This window comes from Streptomyces sp. NPDC057623 (genome assembly GCF_042800355.1).
In the GTDB taxonomy this organism is placed as follows: Bacteria; Actinomycetota; Actinomycetes; order Streptomycetales; family Streptomycetaceae; genus Streptomyces.
The window spans coordinates 82,695-98,594 of sequence record NZ_JBHVGZ010000036.1 but is presented as its reverse complement, the minus strand read 5'-3'; the positions used below and the strand labels follow the sequence as shown (position 1 = coordinate 98,594).

The 15,900-nt window shown below is 72.6% G+C and carries 14 protein-coding genes; 7 read left to right on the top strand and 7 right to left on the bottom strand.

Annotation, left to right across the window (positions count from 1 at the left end):
- Positions 1 to 53 precede the first annotated feature (53 nt).
- Both ACFU95_RS30530 and ACFU95_RS30525 read right to left on the bottom strand, forming a co-directional pair.
- Positions 54 to 2,282: a helix-hairpin-helix domain-containing protein gene (locus tag ACFU95_RS30530; RefSeq protein WP_383833804.1), complete on the bottom strand. Its 2,229-nt coding sequence runs from the start codon at positions 2,280 to 2,282 to the stop codon at positions 54 to 56.
- Positions 2,279 to 3,262, bottom strand: coding sequence for an aldo/keto reductase (locus ACFU95_RS30525; protein ID WP_383833800.1), 984 nt, complete (start codon positions 3,260 to 3,262; stop codon positions 2,279 to 2,281). Before ACFU95_RS30525 ends, ACFU95_RS30530 begins: the two co-directional genes overlap by 4 nt.
- Before the next feature lie 185 nt (positions 3,263 to 3,447).
- On the opposite strand from ACFU95_RS30525, the gene ACFU95_RS30520 reads away from it, so the two are divergent.
- Positions 3,448 to 4,503 carry an LLM class F420-dependent oxidoreductase gene (locus ACFU95_RS30520; protein WP_383833797.1) on the top strand — a complete coding sequence of 352 codons (1,056 nt, stop codon included), beginning with the start codon at positions 3,448 to 3,450 and terminating at the stop codon, positions 4,501 to 4,503.
- A 249-nt stretch (positions 4,504 to 4,752) separates the two neighbouring features.
- Complete coding sequence (locus tag ACFU95_RS30515) at positions 4,753 to 5,541, top strand: ferritin-like domain-containing protein (protein WP_383833794.1); 789 nt, start codon at positions 4,753 to 4,755, stop codon at positions 5,539 to 5,541.
- Positions 5,542 to 5,557: 16 nt separating this feature from the next.
- Here ACFU95_RS30515 and ACFU95_RS30510 read toward each other — a convergent pair whose 3' ends face one another.
- Positions 5,558 to 6,556, bottom strand: coding sequence for a magnesium and cobalt transport protein CorA (locus ACFU95_RS30510; protein WP_383833791.1), 999 nt, complete (start codon positions 6,554 to 6,556; stop codon positions 5,558 to 5,560).
- Between the two features lie 62 nt (positions 6,557 to 6,618).
- Here ACFU95_RS30510 and ACFU95_RS30505 point away from each other — a divergent pair, with 62 nt between their 5' ends.
- From ACFU95_RS30505 to mshC, 4 genes are all read left to right on the top strand, one after another.
- Complete coding sequence (locus tag ACFU95_RS30505) at positions 6,619 to 7,305, top strand: histidine phosphatase family protein (RefSeq protein WP_383833788.1); 687 nt, start codon at positions 6,619 to 6,621, stop codon at positions 7,303 to 7,305.
- A gap of 69 nt (positions 7,306 to 7,374) precedes the next feature.
- Positions 7,375 to 7,965, top strand: a complete 591-nt coding sequence (locus ACFU95_RS30500; protein WP_383833785.1) for a DUF3090 domain-containing protein — start codon at positions 7,375 to 7,377, stop codon at positions 7,963 to 7,965.
- A complete protein-coding gene (locus ACFU95_RS30495; protein ID WP_383833782.1) occupies positions 7,929 to 8,747 on the top strand; it encodes an SCO1664 family protein in 819 nt (272 codons plus the stop codon). Before ACFU95_RS30500 ends, ACFU95_RS30495 begins: the two co-directional genes overlap by 37 nt.
- 258 nt (positions 8,748 to 9,005) lie before the next feature.
- Complete coding sequence (gene mshC / locus ACFU95_RS30490; protein WP_383833780.1) at positions 9,006 to 10,235, top strand: cysteine--1-D-myo-inosityl 2-amino-2-deoxy-alpha-D-glucopyranoside ligase; 1,230 nt, start codon at positions 9,006 to 9,008, stop codon at positions 10,233 to 10,235.
- A 95-nt stretch (positions 10,236 to 10,330) separates the two neighbouring features.
- On the opposite strand, the gene ACFU95_RS30485 is transcribed toward mshC, so the two are convergent.
- Both ACFU95_RS30485 and ACFU95_RS30480 read right to left on the bottom strand, forming a co-directional pair.
- On the bottom strand, positions 10,331 to 10,921 hold the full coding sequence (locus ACFU95_RS30485) for a hypothetical protein (protein WP_383833777.1): 591 nt from the start codon (positions 10,919 to 10,921) through the stop codon (positions 10,331 to 10,333).
- 35 nt (positions 10,922 to 10,956) lie between these two features.
- Complete coding sequence (locus ACFU95_RS30480) at positions 10,957 to 12,678, bottom strand: S8 family peptidase (protein WP_383833774.1); 1,722 nt, start codon at positions 12,676 to 12,678, stop codon at positions 10,957 to 10,959.
- 310 nt (positions 12,679 to 12,988) lie between these two features.
- Between ACFU95_RS30480 and ACFU95_RS30475 the strand changes: the two genes are divergently transcribed.
- Positions 12,989 to 13,963, top strand: coding sequence for an SMP-30/gluconolactonase/LRE family protein (locus tag ACFU95_RS30475; RefSeq protein WP_383833771.1), 975 nt, complete (start codon positions 12,989 to 12,991; stop codon positions 13,961 to 13,963).
- Between the two features lie 68 nt (positions 13,964 to 14,031).
- On the opposite strand, the gene ACFU95_RS30470 is transcribed toward ACFU95_RS30475, so the two are convergent.
- Together ACFU95_RS30470 and ACFU95_RS30465 are read right to left on the bottom strand one after the other, a co-directional pair.
- Positions 14,032 to 15,021 carry a PAC2 family protein gene (locus ACFU95_RS30470; protein ID WP_383833768.1) on the bottom strand — a complete coding sequence of 330 codons (990 nt, stop codon included), beginning with the start codon at positions 15,019 to 15,021 and terminating at the stop codon, positions 14,032 to 14,034.
- 160 nt (positions 15,022 to 15,181) lie between these two features.
- Positions 15,182 to 15,853 carry a FadR/GntR family transcriptional regulator gene (locus ACFU95_RS30465; RefSeq protein ID WP_383833765.1) on the bottom strand — a complete coding sequence of 224 codons (672 nt, stop codon included), beginning with the start codon at positions 15,851 to 15,853 and terminating at the stop codon, positions 15,182 to 15,184.
- Between the last annotated feature and the right edge of the window lie 47 nt (positions 15,854 to 15,900).

Sequence of the window (15,900 nt, the reverse complement as noted above, 5' to 3'; positions counted from 1 at the left end):
GGACCGCCGCCGTCGCCGTGTGGTCCGTGTGCTTCCCCGCGCCCCGGGGCGCGTCAGTTCTGCGTCTGCTGTTGTGTTCCGAGCAGGACGGGCAGGCGGGTCGTGCGCGGCTTCGCGGTGACCTCGGCGACCGCTCGCGGCAGGGCCTGCTCCACCCCGTGGACCACGGACAGATGGCGGTCGGCCCGGCCGAACGCCGTGTAGATCCACGGTCGGTTCAGCGTCTGCGCGGCATCGCCGGGCAGCACCACGACCACGGCCGCCCATCGGGCACCCGCCGCCTGGTGTGCGGTCAGCGCCCAGCCGTGCCGCACGGACTGCTCCACCCGCTCCTTCGGTACGACGACGGCCTCGCCCGCACAGGACAGGTGCAGTCCCTCGGCGTCCGCCTTCACCACCTGGCCCGGCACCGTACGGCCCGGCGCGGGCGAGTACGCGACGCGGTCACCGGGGTCGAAGCCGCCGAAGCGGCCGGGGCCGGGGTTGAGCCGTTCCTTGAGGGCGGCATTGAGTGCGCGGGTGCCGGCCGCGCCGCCGTGGCCCGGCGTGATCACCTGGGTCTCCTCGGCCGGGATACCGATCGCCCGCGGCACCGAGTCCGCGACGAGCTGCACGGTGCGGTGCACGGCCTCGCCCGCGTCGCGCACCGGCACGATCACGACCTCCTTGCCGGGCGCCTCGACCTGGTTCAGCTCGCCGATGCCGATCCCGGACACCAGCTCGCCCAGCGGGCCCGGATCCGGCCGCCGCGAGGCGATCTGCGGACAGATCCGCGCCGCCAGCAGATCGGCGAACACCCGCCCGGGCCCCGCCGACCACAGCACCGCGGGATCCCCGGCCAGCACCAGCCGGGCCCCGTCCGGCAACGACTCCGTGAGCAGGGCCGCCGTCTCCACGTCCAACTGCGGCGCGTCCAGCAGGACGAGCAGGTCGAGGGCGAAGGCACCGTCCGTGTCCCGGCCGGGCCCTTCGGTGCCGGAGAGCAGACCGGCCATGGTGGCGACGCCGGGCGCGGATCCCGTCGGCGCGGGGTCGCCCGGCCGCCCCGACCCGCTCAGCAGCGCCGCGAAGCGGCCCCGGGCGAGCGGGCTCTGCGTGGCCGCCCAGGCCCGCAGCCCGAGGGCACGCGCGGCGTGCAGCAGGGCCGCCGGTTCGGCCAGGGACGCCTGCCCGCCGGTGTGCAGGACCAGACCGTGGGCCGCGGCCGCCCGGATCAGCTCGGCGGCGGAACCCGCGGCCGCCGCTGCCCGCTCCCACTCCTCGGCCGAACCGTCCTGCTTCGGCGCCGAGTTGATCAGGCGGGCCAGTCCGTCGGCGAGGCTCTCCTCCGCGAGGGCGTACCGCTCCAGGCCGACCAGGACGCGGACCGGCCGCTCCTCGTCCTCCTCCGCCTCGTCGTCCCCCCGGGCCGGGGCGCCGGGCTCGTCCAGGGCGTCCTGGAAGACCAGGGCCTCGCCCTCCGCCAGCGTGTTCTGCACGGCCGCATCGGCGTCGGGCACACCCCGCTGGGTCAGCGCGGCGGTGAGCGCCGGCATCTCCAGGGCCGTGTGCCCGGCCGCGGCCGCCTGCTCCAGGAGCCAGACGGTGACCGCCCGGCCCCGCCGCTCGTCGTCGGGCCCGCACTCCGCGCCGAGCAGCGCACGCGCGAACCCGTCGGCCTGCTCGGTCCGTACGCCGCCCACGCGCAGCAACTGCCAGGGATCCGCCCGCAACCGGTCGGCCGCGCCCTCGCCGAGGGTCGCGGCGACCTGCGGGGCGAGCGCCTCCGGGGCGCCGCCGTCGGCCAGAGTGCGCCGCACGGACTCGATGGTCTCCGGCGCGGGGCCCGTGGGCGCTTCGGCCGCCGCGGGCTGCGGTCGGTGGACCGGCTCGGGGGTGGGGCGGCGCGGTGGTTCCGGCTCGCTGAAGACGGCGGCGACGGGCTTCGCGCCGCTCTCCACGGCCCGTACGGCGGCCAGCAGATCGGCGGCCTTCCCGCTGAGCTTGGCCCCGCTCTCGACGGGCTCCTGCCGCTCGGCCTTCCGTCGCGCGATCCGCTCCCGCTCGACCCGCTGGGCGGCGAGCTCGGCATCGGCCTCGGACGGCTGCGCGGCGGACGACTCCGTCGCGGCACCTCCGTCGCCCTCCTGGCCCTCGGACGCCGGGGCGCCGGCACTGCCGTCGCCGTCCCCGACGGCCGGCGACGCCCCTTCGCCCACGGCCTCCGGCACCTCGCCCCGCGTCGAGGCCCCCGGCGTCCCCGGCTCGGTGTCCTCCGTGGTCTCCGGCGGCTCCGTGCTCACAGCGTGCTCCAGTCGTGATCGGGATAGCGGTGCACGGGCGCTGACACGTCGTCGAGCGCCCGGCAGATCTCGTCAGGAAGACTAAGGGCCTCCACTGACAATGCCGCCGTGAGCTGCTGGGCGTTGCGCGGGCCGATGACAGGAGCGGCCACACCGGGCCGGTCGCGGACCCAGGCCAGGGCGACCTGGAGCGGGGTGACGGCCAGTCCGTCGGCAGCCGTCCGCACGGCGTCCACGATGCGGCTCGCCGTGTCGTCGAGGTACGGCGCGACGAAGGGCGCCAGATGCTCCGAGGCGCCGCGAGAGTCGGGAGGAGTGGAGTTGCGGTACTTCGCCGTCAGGACCCCCCGGCCGAGCGGGGAGGACGGAAGCATGCCGATGCCCAGGTCCAGCGCGGCCGGCAGCACCTCGCGCTCCACGCCGCGCTGGAGCAGGGAGTACTCCAGCTGTGTGCTCGCCAGCCGGGTCCGGGTGCCGGGCGCCGTTAGCTGCCACGTCGCCGCCTTGGCCAGCTGCCAGCCGCAGAAGTTGGAGACGCCCGCATAGCGGGCCCGGCCGCTGCTGACCGCCAGGTCGAGGGCCTGGAGGCTCTCCTCCAGCGGGGTGGACGGGTCGAAGGCGTGGATGTGCCAGACGTCGACGTAGTCCGTGCCCAGCCGGGCCAGCGAGTCGTCCAGCGCGGACAGCAGATGGCCGCGCGAGCCGTCGAACCGGCGGTCCGGGTCGGGCACGCTGCCCGCCTTCGTCGAGATCACCAGGTCCCGACGCGGGACCAACCCTTCTATGAGCCGGCCGAGCAGGTACTCCGCCTCCCCGTCGCCGTACACGTCGGCCGTGTCGACGAGGGTGCCGCCCGCCTCCCAGAACGTTTTCAAGAGGTCCGCGGCATCGTGCTCGTCGGTGTCCCTGCCCCAGGTGAGGGTGCCGAGCCCGATCCGGGACACGCGCAGGCCGGTGCGGCCGAGATGCCTCTGCTCCATGAACGCCGAGGTTACTGGCCAGAACCTGCCATGTGGGGGCCTGTGGATAACCAGTTTGCAGGACGGTCACCAGTGATCCCCACGGCCGTCGGGGCGACGCCCGCCACACCGGCCTCCCCGCGCGGGGTCTCCCGCGCTAAGGTCGGGCCCACAAGGGACGTTACTGATCGGTAAGGGGATCGGCCATGCAGCTCGGGATCAACCTCGGCTACTGGGGTGCCGGAATGGACGCGGACAACCTCGCCGTCGCGCAGGAGGCCGACCGGCTGGGATACGCCGTGTGCTGGGCCGCCGAGGCGTACGGCTCGGACGCGGCCACCGTGCTGAGCTGGGTCGCCGCCCAGACCGAGCGCATCGACGTCGGGTCCGCCATCTTCCAGATCCCGGCCCGCCAGCCCGCGATGACCGCGATGACGGCCGCGACCCTGGACTCGCTCTCCGGCGGCCGCTTCCGGCTCGGCCTCGGCGTCTCCGGACCGCAGGTCTCCGAGGGCTGGTACGGCGTCAAGTTCGACAAGCCGCTGGCACGCACGCGTGAGTACGTCGAGATCGTACGGAAGGCGATGACGCGGGAGCGGCTTTCGTACGAGGGGCAGCACTGGACGCTGCCGCTGCCCGGTGGCCCCGGCAAGCCGATCAAGCTGACCGTGCACCCGCAGCGTGAGCACATCCCGCTGTACATCGCCGCCATCGGCCCGAAGAACCTGGAGCAGACCGGCGAGATCGCCGACGGCGCCCTGCTGATCTTCCCCTCCGCCGAGCACCTCGAGGACACGACGATCAAGTACCTGCGCGCCGGACGCGAGAAGGCCGGCAAGACGCTCGACGGGTTCGACGTCTGCCCGACCCTGCCGCTCGCCGTGGGCGACGACAAGGACGTGGCCACGCTGGCCGACACCTTCCGCCCCTACACCGCGCTGTACGTCGGCGGCATGGGCAGTCCCAAGCAGAACTTCTACAACCAGCTCGCCCAGCGCATGGGCTACGAGCAGGAAGCCGCCGAGATCCAGACCAAGTACCTCTCCGGCGACAAGCAGGGCGCCGCGGCCGCCGTACCGCACGACCTGATCGACCGGACCACGCTGCTCGGTTCCGTCGACCGCATCGCCGACCGGATGAAGGCCTACGCCGCGGCCGGGGTCACCACCCTGTCCCTCGCACCCGCGGGCTTCACGCTCGACGAGCGCCTCGCCTCGCTCCGCGCCGGTACCGAGGCGCTGGAGCGCGCCGGGCTGGCGTAGGAAGCGACGTCGCCGGGACGCCGTACGGCCCGGGGAGTTTCAGCGGCCGTGGTGGGGGCTCGGGGGTCTTCCCCGCCACGGCCGTCACGCAGAACAACGCGCGGGTGCCCACCCGGTTACGCCCCGTCGTGACCCCGATGGTCATTCTTTTGGCGGAGTTGTCCGACACAGCTGTTGCAGCACCTCTCTCGCCGCATTTGACTCGTTCTCTGCGGAATCCTGCGGCGTCCTGCAGAGAGGTGCCCCACGATGCTTTCGGCCAAGAGTCTGTTCCAGGAGATCCTCGACAACGACGAGTCCTTCCGCCTGTTCTGCTCCATCGCGGCCAGCGGCGAGTCCCAGGGTGGCTGGGAGAACGCGCGGATCGCCGCGCTCGTCCCGGAGAGCGAGCGCGCACTCGCGCCCAAGATCACCCGGCACGGCGCGGACGAGGACAAGCACGGGCGGATCTTCAACGCCCTGATGAAGAAGCGCGGCCTCGAACCCGTCCCCGTCCCGCCCGAGACCGACTACACGATGCTGCTGGAACAGCACGGCATCGGACTCGCCCACGAGAAGCTCAAGAGCGAGGAGCCGCTCACCGTCCAGGACATCGTCACCTACCTGTCGCACAGCCGGGTCACCGAACAGCGCGCCTCCGAGCAGATGGACCTGCTGCGCAAGCACTTCGCCGACCACCCCGACCTCGGCCGCGCGGTCAGGATGATCTCGGGCGACGAGGACAACCACCTCGCCTACTGCCACGAGGAACTCCTGCGCTTCGCCGCCCGGGGCCACGGCCGGGCGATCCAGCGGACGCTGCGCGAGTGCGCGCTCGCCGAGATCCGGATCTACCGGGACGTCAGCCTCGCGGTCATGGACCACATGGGCCGCCTCCTCGACTGGCCCCGGCCCAAGGCGGCCGTGCTCGCCGCGGGCATCCACGCCGTGTACGCCTGGGAGCGGCTGGCGGGCTGGCGGCGCATGGTGTCCCTGAGGATGCCGGAGCGCCGCGACGCGCTCGGCGGCCCGGCCACCTCGGCGCCCGAGTTCGCCTGACCGGACCCACGGACCCCTACAACCAGCCCCGGCGCTTGAAGAGCCGGTACAACAGCACCTCCAGGGCGACCATGCCCGCGATGAGCGCCGGATAGGACCCCGTCCAGTGCAGCTCGGGCATGTGGTCGAAGTTCATGCCGTAGATCCCCGCGATCATCGTGGGGATCGCGGCCATGGCCGCCCAGGCGGAGATCTTCCGCACGTCGTCGTTCTGCCGGACGCTCATCTGCGCGAGATGCGCCGAGAGGATGTCGGAGACCAGCCGGTCCAGGCCCTCCACCGCCTCGTTCACGCGCGTGAGGTGGTCGCTCACATCGCGGAAGAAGGGCTGCGCCTTGTCGTGCACGAACGGCACACGCGCGCCGAGCATGCCGGTACCGGCGAGCCTGGACAGAGGCTGTGCGAGCGGGCCGGTGGCCCTGCGGAACTCCAGGATCTGCCGCTTGAAGGCGTAGATGCGGGACGCCGTGTGCCGTGAGCCCCCGGCGGACGGGGAGAACACCTCCGCCTCCAGCTCCTCCAGGTCCGTGCCCAACTCGCCCGCCACCTCCACGTAGTGGTCGACCACGGCGTCCGCGATCATGTACAGCACCGCGGTGGGACCGTGCCGGAGCATCTCCGGCTCGTGCTCCAGACGGCCGCGCACCGCCCCCAGCGGCGCCTCCTCGCCGTGCCGGACCGTCACCACGAACGAGTCGCCGATGAAGACCATGACCTCGCCGGCGGAGACGATGTCGCTCTTCGCCTCGTACCCGACCGGCTTGAGGACCATGAACAGCGAGTCGTCGTAGACCTCCAGCTTGGGCCGCTGGTGCGCGTGCAGGGCGTCCTCCACGGCCAGCGGGTGCAGCCCGAACTCGTCGGTGACCTTGTCGAACTCCCTCTCCGTCGGCTCGTACAGGCCGATCCAGACGAACGCGTCGCCCCGCAGACGGCACAGATCCAGGGCGTCGGAGAAGTCCGCGGGCCCCTCCGTCCGGCGCCCGTCCTCGTAGATGGCGCAGTCGACGATCACGGAGCGTATTCTCCCGCCATCCCCTCGCGGGCGCACCCGGTCGTATGCCTACGCTGGGCCGCATGCCCACGCTGATCCTGGTCCGCCACGGACGCTCCACCGCCAACACCGAGGGACTCCTCGCCGGGTGGACGCCCGGCGTCGCCCTCGACGAGCGCGGCGCCGCGCAGGCCGCCGCACTGCCCGGACGGCTCGCCGCGCTGCCGATCGCCGAGATCGTCGCCAGCCCGCTGCAGCGCTGCCAGGAGACGATCCGGCCGCTGCTCGACGCCCGGCCGGAGATCACCGCGCACACCGACGAGCGGATCGGGGAGTGCCACTACGGCGACTGGTCCGGCCGCAAGCTCGCCGAGCTGGCGGACGAGCCGCTGATGGAGGTCGTCCAGGCGCATCCGTCGGCGGCCGCGTTCCCCGGCGGTGAGTCGATGCGGGCGATGCAGACCCGGGCCGCCGAGGCCGTACGGGAGTGGAACGCGCGCGTGGAGCGCGATCACGGCGCCGACGCCGTGTATCTGATGTGCTCGCACGGCGACATCATCAAGTCCCTCGTCGCGGACGCTCTCGGTCTTCATCTCGACCTCTTCCAGAGGATTTCCGTAGAACCGTGTTCCATCACCGCGATCCGTTACACACGCCTGCGGCCGTTCCTCGTACGCCTCGGGGACACCGGTGATTTCGCGTCCCTCGCCCCGCGCGAGGAGCCGCCGGCCGGGGACGCGACGGTCGGGGGCGGCGCGGGCGCACCGTGATCGTCCGGCGCAGTAGGGTGAAGCGGTCGCAGCAGCGCCGCACCCATCCACGACTCCAGGAGACAGGACGTGTCCCGTCAGGTGTTCCTCTACGACCCCCCGGACCGCTTCGTGGCCGGTACGGTCGGACTGCCCGGGCGCCGTACGTTCTTCCTCCAGGCCACCGCAGGCTCCCGGGTGACCAGCGTGGCCCTGGAGAAGACCCAGGTCGCCGCCCTCGCCGAGCGCATGGACGAACTGCTCGACGAGGTCGTACGGCGTAGTGGCGGCAGCGCCGCCGTCCCCGCCATGGCGCCCTCCGAGGTCGCCGACACCGACCCGCTGGACGCCCCCGTCGAGGAGGAGTTCCGCGTCGGCACCATGGCCCTCGCCTGGGACGGCGACGAGCAGCGCATGATCGTCGAGGCGCAGGCCCTCGTGGAGCTCGACGCCGACTCCGAGGAAGACCTCGCCGAGGCCGAGGAGCGGCTCCTCCAGGACGAGGAGAACGGGCCCCCGATGCTGCGGGTCCGGCTCACCGGCGCGCAGGCGAGGGCCTTCGCCAAGCGCGCCCTGGACGTCGTCAACGCCGGGCGGCCGCCGTGCCCGCTGTGCAGCCTCCCGCTCGACCCGGAAGGACACGTATGTCCGCGCCAGAACGGATACCGCCGCGGAGCGTGACTTCGGTGGAGCTGCTCACCGAGGGTGAGCTGACGGTACGCGGACGCATCCGCGAGGCGTCCAACGCGGCGCTGTTCTGCACGGTCGCGTTCGAGGGGCAGGAGGCGTCCTGCGTGTACAAGCCGGTCGCCGGTGAGCGGCCGCTGTGGGACTTCCCCGACGGGACGCTCGCGCAGCGCGAGGTCGCCGCGTACGAGGTCTCCGCGGCGACCGGCTGGGGGCTCGTACCGCCCACCGTGCTGCGGGACGGGCCGTACGGCGAGGGCATGGTCCAGCTGTGGATCGAGGCGACGCCCGAGGCCGAACTGCTCGCCCTCGTCGACGGCGAGGAGCCCGGGCCCGGCTGGAAGGCGGTCGCCTTCGCCGAGGTCGGCGAGGGCAGGACCGCCCTGCTGGTGCACGCCGACGACGAGCGGCTGCGGCGGCTCGCCGTCCTGGACGCGGTGATCAACAACGCCGACCGCAAGGGCGGGCATCTGCTGCCCACCGAGGGGGGCCACCTGTATGGCATTGACCACGGCGTCACGTTCAACGTCGAGAACAAGCTGCGGACGCTGTTGTGGGGGTGGGCGGGGGAGCCGCTGGCCGGGGAGGACGGCGAGGTGCTCGGCGCCCTGCGGGAGGGGCTTGAGGAGGGCGGTGAGCTCGCCGTGCGGCTGGCCGGGCTGATCACCGCCGCCGAGGTGGAGGCCACCCGCACGCGCGTGGAGGCGCTGCTGACGTCCGGGAAGCATCCCGAACCGAGCGGGGAGTGGCCGGCCATTCCCTGGCCGCCCGTCTAGGCCCTGCCGGAGGGACCGGCGCGGTCGCGCGGCCCGGTGTTTCTCAGCCGACCTGAGCGCGGCCACGGGGAGTGCCCCCACGCGAGCGCGTCCGGGCGCGGGGGCCGGGGCCCGTGACGCCGGGAGGATCCGAACGGCGGGGTCTGGCAGCGGACCCCGTCCCGCAGCACAATGGCCGGTATCGCGCAAGAACGCCCTACCGGCCATCCGGCCTGGTCCGGTTCGTATCCGGAACATCCGTCCGGTTAGGCTCATGACATGTATGCCTGGCCCGCTTCTGAGGTCCCCGCCCTGCCTGGTCAGGGCCGCGACCTGAGGATCCACGACACCGCGACCGGCGGTCTGGTCACCCTCGACCCCGGTCCCGTCGCCCGTATCTACGTCTGCGGCATCACCCCGTACGACGCGACCCACCTGGGTCACGCGGCGACCTACAACGCGTTCGACCTCGTGCAGCGCGTGTGGCTCGACACCAAGCGGCAGGTTCACTACGTCCAGAACGTCACCGACATCGACGATCCGCTCCTGGAGCGGGCCGAGCGCGACGACATCGACTGGGCCGCCCTCGCCGAGAAGGAGACCGCCCTCTTCCGCGAGGACATGACCGCCCTGCGCATGCTGCCCCCGCGGCACTACATCGGCGCGGTCGAGGCGATACCCGGCATCGTGCCGCTCGTCGAACGCCTGCGGGACGCCGGCGCCGCGTACGAGCTCGACGGGGACACCTACTTCTCCGTCGAGTCCGACCCGGACTTCGGCAAGGTCTCGGGCCTCGACGCCGCCGCCATGAGGCTGCTGTCCGCCGAGCGCGGCGGCGACCCGGACCGTCCGGGCAAGAAGAACCCCCTCGACCCGATGCTGTGGATGGCCGCCCGTCCCGGCGAGCCCAGCTGGGACGGCGGTTCACTCGGGCGCGGCCGCCCCGGCTGGCACATCGAGTGCGTCGCCATCGCGCTCGACCACCTCGGCATGGGCTTCGACGTCCAGGGCGGCGGCTCCGACCTCGCCTTCCCGCACCACGAGATGGGCGCCTCCCACGCCCAGGTGCTGACCGGCGAGTTCCCCATGGCCAAGGCGTACGTCCACGCCGGCATGGTCGCGTTGCACGGCGAGAAGATGTCGAAGTCCAAGGGGAACCTGGTCTTCGTGTCGCAGCTGCGGCGCGAGGGCGTCGACCCCGCCGCCATCCGGCTCGCCCTCCTCGCCCACCACTACCGGGCCGACTGGGAGTGGACCGACCAGGTGCTCCAGGACGCCGTGGCCCGCCTGGACCGGTGGCGTGCCGCCGTGTCCCGGCCCGACGGGCCGCCCGCCGAGGCGCTCGTCGAGGAGATCCGCGAGGCTCTCGCACACGACCTGGACGCCCCGGCCGCGCTCGTGGCGGTCGACCGCTGGGCAGCCGCGCAGGAGACGAGCGGCGGCACGGACATCGGCGCCCCCGGTGTGGTGTCGCGCGCCGTGGACGCGCTGCTGGGCGTGGCCCTGTAGGACCTGCGAGCCCTCGGAACCAGGAAGGGGCGCTTCCTCCCGCCGGAGGAAGCGCCCCTTTGGCTCACGCGCCGTTCTGCCGGCTCATGTGCCGGTCAGATCTTGCGGATCTGGATGCTGCGCAGGATCTGCTGTGATCCGCTGTCCCAGACGCCGATGACCTGGTGGCCGAACGCGAAGGCATCCTGGACCTGGTCGTGGGTCTGCGGGTTCGGGTTGTTCAGGACCCGGAAGACGTTGCCCGGGAAGCGCAGGAAGATCTGCGAGGGCTGTCCGGGCAGCGGCTGGACGATGTCGATGTAGCCGTTCGCCACGCCGGCCTGGAGGGCCTCCGCCTGGACCTGCTGCGAGACCTGCTGGATCGCGGCCTGCGTGACCTGCTGCATCAGGTGGAGCACCTGCTGCTCGACCTGCTGTTGCTGCTGGTCGGCCTGGAGCGGGCCGAAGCCCTGCTGACCGTAGCCCTGCTGACCGAGCTGCGGCTGCGCGAGCTGCTGGAGCAACTGCTGGAACGGCTGCTGCTGGCCGAGCTGCTGGAGCTGCTCCAGGGAGCCGCTCATGCCGTACGGCTGCTGCTGGCCGTAGCCCTGCTGCTGCCCGAACGGCTGCTGCTGGTACGGGGACGTGCTGGGGAACTGCTGGCCCTGCTGTTGTCCCATGTGACTCATCTGCGGGGTGGTGCTCATGCGGGTGTCACCTTCCCTTGATGTGATGGGCTGCGTCAGCCGGTGATCACCAGGCCGACGATCTCGTCGTCCGAGAACCACACTCGGACTTCGGGCCGTCCCCCCGCGAAGGCGGTGTGGACCGCCTGGCGGATCTCCGGGGACGGGTGGTTGAGGTTCCGCCAGCCGCCGGCCACGAACAGCCGGAGCCTGGGCGGGAGTTCGCGCGGGTAGGGCAGGAGCTCGTCCCAGTAGCGTTCGGCCAGGCCGGAGCCGACCGCCTGCGGCACCAGGCGGGTGACCGCCGCCCTGATGTCGGGGCGGTTGCCGATCCGCTGCGAGGCGGGCCGGCCCGGCGCGTCCTGCTGCGGGGAACCCGTCGCCCGCAGCGTCGCGCGGGCACGTTCCGGGGACATGGGCGGCTGGCCCGCGGCTTGGAGCATGCCCTGGAGCGCGGCCAGCGCGCCGACCACGACCGGGGAGGCGGACGACGTCCCCGAGAACGTGTCGGTGTACCAGGCGATCTCCTCCGGTCCGCCCTGAAGGTCGCCGGGCCGGTCCCAGAAGCCGCCGGTGGTCGTCACCTCGCGCCCCCAGCCCTGCGCGTCCACGCGGGCGCCGTAGTTGGAGAACGCGAGCCGTGAGCGGTCCGGGCCGTGGTCGCGGCCGTGCGTGCCGGGCGGCGGGGCGCCCGCGCCGACCAGGACGGCACCGGAGGACGGGTTGGACGGGTTGAAGGGGTTGCGCCACGACTCGGGGAATCCGTCCGGGCGGCGCTCGTAGACCGCGTCGTCGAGCGACTCGGCGCCGTTGCCCGCGGCGGCCACCACGAGGACGCCCCTGGCGGTGGCGTGGCGGACGGCGGCGAGGTCGTCCGGCCACCATTCCAGCGGGATGTAGCCGCGCTGGTCGTCGCGCTGGGCGTACTCGAACCGCGGCCCGGGGCGGTGCAGTTCGATCAGCAGGATGTCGCCGGGGTTCAGCCGGTCGGCCGCCGCGTGGATCGCGGGCGCCGTGCCCATGCCCTGGAAGGACGCGGCCGCGGTCACCGTGTCCGGCACGATGCCGGTGATGCCGTACTGGCCCTGGTCCCCGCCGATCACCCCGATCACGGCGGTGCCGTGGTTGCGCCAGGCGAGGTCGGACAGCGGGGTGCCGACGACGACGCCGGCCAGCTTGGCGGCCAGGTCCTCGTGGCCCAGCTGCCAGGAGCCCTCCACGTCGATCACGGTCACGCCCGCACCGGTGCCGCCGGGCCGCTGCCAGGCCCAGTGCGCGTCCACGCCCTCGGGCGCGGGCCGCAGATAGCCCTGCCGGCCGCTGTAGTCGGGCGTGATGGGCGCGCCCTCCTTCAGGCGCCCGCTCTCCTCTCCCACCGGCCCGAACGCGGCCGGTACCGCGCCCGGCTTCACATACGCCGTGTCGATCCCCGGCAGCGCGGCGATCCGGGCCCGCAGCTCCTCGGTGCGGCTCTCCCCGCCGCGCACCCGGTAGAACAGCCCGAGGCCGGGGACGTCCTCGGCACCGGCTTGCGGCAGCCGCTCCTCGCTGCCGAACAGCGGCTCCAGCGCGAGTTGTTCGTCACTGAGGAACATGTCGAGGGCCGACACATCGGCGCCCGCCGCCGACCGGACGCCCTCGGCCCGGGCCCGCAGCCGGGCCTCCGGGCGGGCGACGACGATCAGCTCCTGCTCGGCTCCTCGGTAGGTGAATCCCGCTCCGTCGGGCCCCGGCCCGGACGCTCCCGGGCCCTGTGCCGGCTCTGCCTGGTCGGTCATCGTCTGCCGCTCCCTTCGGTTCCTGTGGATACCAAGTGCGGGTGGTGCGGCGCGCCTTCGCAGGACAACCAAGCACGCAAGGCCCGGTCCGTCCAGACTTATTTCGCCAAGTCGGTTTGGAACAAGTTGAATTGGGCAACGTGTGCAATCCGGCGTGAATGAGATGTCACGCCATAATCGGGCCAGATGTGTCCAGTCGCTGTCGAGAGGCTGTCTACGGCTGCGGAGGCGCCCGGCGTGTGGTGGGGTGGAGGAGTCAGTTGACCGTTGGACCAGCTGCCCGCCGGTCCTGTCCGCGGAAGGACGCACAGTGGCCCCCGAACACCGCTCCTTCGCACCTCGCCCCACCCGCCGCAGACTCCTCACGGCCGGTGCCGCCACCGTCGGCGCCGTGCTCGTCGGGTCGGCCGGCACCCCCGCCGCCGCGGCCGGAAACACCCGGCCCGTGGTGATCCACCTCCCGAACGGCTTCCGGCCGGAAGGCATCACCGTCGGCGGCGGACCATACGCCTATCTCGGCTCCCTCGGCGACGGCTCGATCTACCGTGCCGACCTGCGCACCGGCGAGGGCGGCATCGTCTCGGCCGGGCCCGGCACGCCCTCGGTCGGCCTCAAACTCGACCGCCGAGGACGCCTGTTCGTCGCCGGGCGCGGCCAGGGCGCCCGCGTGGTGGACGCCCGCACCGGCGAGGTCCTCGCCTCGTACGTCCTCACCACGGCGACCCCGACCTTCGCCAACGACGTGTTCCTGACCCCGCGCACCGCCTGGTTCACCGACTCCTTCCAGCCCGCGCTGTACGCCCTGCCGCTCGGCCGGCACGGCGAACTGCCGCACGCGGACGGCGTCGTGACGCTCACCCTGAGCGGCGACTGGAGCCAGGTCCCCGGCGAGGCCGTGAACGCCAACGGCATCACGAGCACCCCCGACGGCTCCGCGCTGCTGGTCGTGCAGTCCGGGGTCGGCGGTCTGCACCGGGTGAACCCGCGCACCGGCGTCACCCGGCTCGTCGACCTCGGCGACGCGGCCCCGCTCACCAACGGCGACGGGCTGCTGCTGGACGGACGCACGCTGTACGTCGTCCAGAACCGGCAGAACGCGATCGACGTGTTCAGGCTCGCCGCCGACGGCCGCAGCGGCGTCTTCCAGCGCCGTGTCACCCACCCGCTCTTCGACGTGCCGACCACGGTGGCCGCGTACCGGGGCCGCCTCTACCTGCCCAACGCGCGCTTCACCACGACGCCGGCGCCGGAGACGACGTACGACGTGATCTCCGTGCCCGTGTGATCCCCCGATCCACGGCTCGGCCCGGGTGACGAAGGAGGGCGGTGCGCAGTCCGCGCACCGCCCTCTTCTCAGTCCTCCGACGACTCGTCGTCGTCCGTGTTGCCCGGTTTCGGTGGCTTGGGCGGCCTCGTGCGGCCGCTCGGGTTGTCCCTCAGGAAGGGGCCGGTGGACTCCCCGCCGTCCGCCGTGGCGTGCCCGCCGGGCGTCGGGGGGCCGCCACCGTCCCGTCTGCGCAGATACCGCTCGAACTCGCGGGCGATCGCCTCACCCGACGCCTCCGGCAGCTCCGCGGTGTCCCGGGCCTCCTCCAGCGACTGCACGTACTCGGCGACCTCGCTGTCCTCGGCCGCCAGCTGGTCCACACCGACCTGCCAGGCGCGCGCGTCCTCGGGCAGCTCGCCCAGCGGGATGCGCACGTCGATCAGGTCCTCCAGCCGGTTGAGCAGGGCCAGCGTCGCCTTCGGGTTGGGCGGCTGCGAGACGTAGTGCGGCACGGCGGCCCACAGCGACACCGCCGGGACGCCGGCGTGCGTGCACGCCTCCTGGAGGACGCCGACGATGCCTGTGGGGCCCTCGTACTTGGTCTCCTCCAGGTCCATCCGCTGGGCCAGGTCCGAGTCGGACGTGGTCCCGCTGATCGGGACCGGACGGGTGTGCGGGGTGTCACCGAGCAGCGCGCCCAGGATGACCACCAGCTCCACGCCCAGTTCGTGCGCGAAGCCGAGGAGCTCGTTGCAGAACGAGCGCCAGCGCATGGACGGTTCGATACCTCGGACGAGCACGAGATCACGCGGCTTCTCGCCGCCGACGCGGACCACCGACAGCCTGGTCGTGGGCCACGTGATCTTGCGGACACCCGCGTCCATCCACACCGTGGGGCGGTTCACCTGGAAGTCGTAGTAGTCCTCGGCGTCCAGCGCCGCGAACACCTCGCCCTTCCACTCCCTGTCCAGATGCGCGACCGCGGTGGAAGCGGCGTCGCCGGCATCGTTCCAGCCCTCGAACGCGGCCACCATGACCGGGTCGATCAGCTCGGGAACCCCCTCGAGCTCGATCACCCAGTGCCTCCTTCCGACGTGCCCTCGCTTGACCACCCAACCTTACGGCGTGCGGCGGGGGCGCCCGCAGCCCCCTTGCACGGGGGAGTGAACGGATCACTGCCCCGTTCGCAGCCGGGGAACACCCAGCAGTCATCCGAGCCCTCGCGCACACCCCGGTTCACAGCGTCGACCGCAGCCACTGCTCCACGCTCGCGATGTGCACCGTCGCCCACGACTTCGCCGCCTCCGCGTCCCGGTCCCGCAGCGCGGCCAGGATCGCCCGGTGCTCGTGCAGGGTCCGGCTGACCGCGTCCTCCTGGGTCAGCCCGCGCCAGATGCGCGCCCGCGTCGTCGGCCCCGACAGCCCGTCGAGGAGCGAACAGAGCACCGAGTTCCCCGAGCTCTGCACGATGCCCCGGTGGAACTCCAGGTCGCAGGCGACGAGCTCCTCCACCGACGGATCGTTGCCGAGCTTGTCCAACTGGTTCGTCAGCGCGCCCAGTTGCTGCTCGCTGATCCGGGACGCGGCCATCGCCGTGGCGGCCGGCTCCAGGATGCGGCGCACGGCGAGGAACTCCAGCACCGTGTCGTCGCGGTGGAAGTCGACGACGAAGCTCAGCGCCTCCAGCAGCAGCTGCGGATCCAGGCTCGTGACATACGTGCCGTCGCCCTGCCGTACGTCCAGGATCCGGATCAGTGACAGGGCGCGCACGGCCTCCCGCAGGGAGTTGCGGGACAGACCCAGGTCGGCGGCCAGCTCGCTCTCCTTGGGGAGCCGGTCGCCGGGGCGCAGCGCGCCGGAGACGATCATGCCCTTGATCTTCTCGATCGCCTCGTCGGTGACAGCCATGGCCCGCCTCCCTGTCGTTCAGGATGTCGCGCAAGACATCCGATGTC

Bases quoted from the DNA above. Each gene is read 5' to 3' on its own strand.
- ACFU95_RS30485 (WP_383833777.1), bottom strand. From the start codon at position 10,921: ATGAGCACCACCCCGCAGATGAGTCACATGGGACAACAGCAGGGCCAG.
- ACFU95_RS30465 (WP_383833765.1), bottom strand. From the start codon at position 15,853: ATGGCTGTCACCGACGAGGCGATCGAGAAGATCAAGGGCATGATCGTC.
- ACFU95_RS30495 (WP_383833782.1), top strand. From the start codon at position 7,929: ATGTCCGCGCCAGAACGGATACCGCCGCGGAGCGTGACTTCGGTGGAG.
- ACFU95_RS30480 (WP_383833774.1), bottom strand. From the start codon at position 12,678: ATGACCGACCAGGCAGAGCCGGCACAGGGCCCGGGAGCGTCCGGGCCG.
- ACFU95_RS30515 (WP_383833794.1), top strand. From the start codon at position 4,753: ATGCTTTCGGCCAAGAGTCTGTTCCAGGAGATCCTCGACAACGACGAG.
- ACFU95_RS30525 (WP_383833800.1), bottom strand. From the start codon at position 3,262: ATGGAGCAGAGGCATCTCGGCCGCACCGGCCTGCGCGTGTCCCGGATC.
- mshC (WP_383833780.1), top strand. From the start codon at position 9,006: ATGTATGCCTGGCCCGCTTCTGAGGTCCCCGCCCTGCCTGGTCAGGGC.
- ACFU95_RS30505 (WP_383833788.1), top strand. From the start codon at position 6,619: ATGCCCACGCTGATCCTGGTCCGCCACGGACGCTCCACCGCCAACACC.
- ACFU95_RS30520 (WP_383833797.1), top strand. From the start codon at position 3,448: ATGCAGCTCGGGATCAACCTCGGCTACTGGGGTGCCGGAATGGACGCG.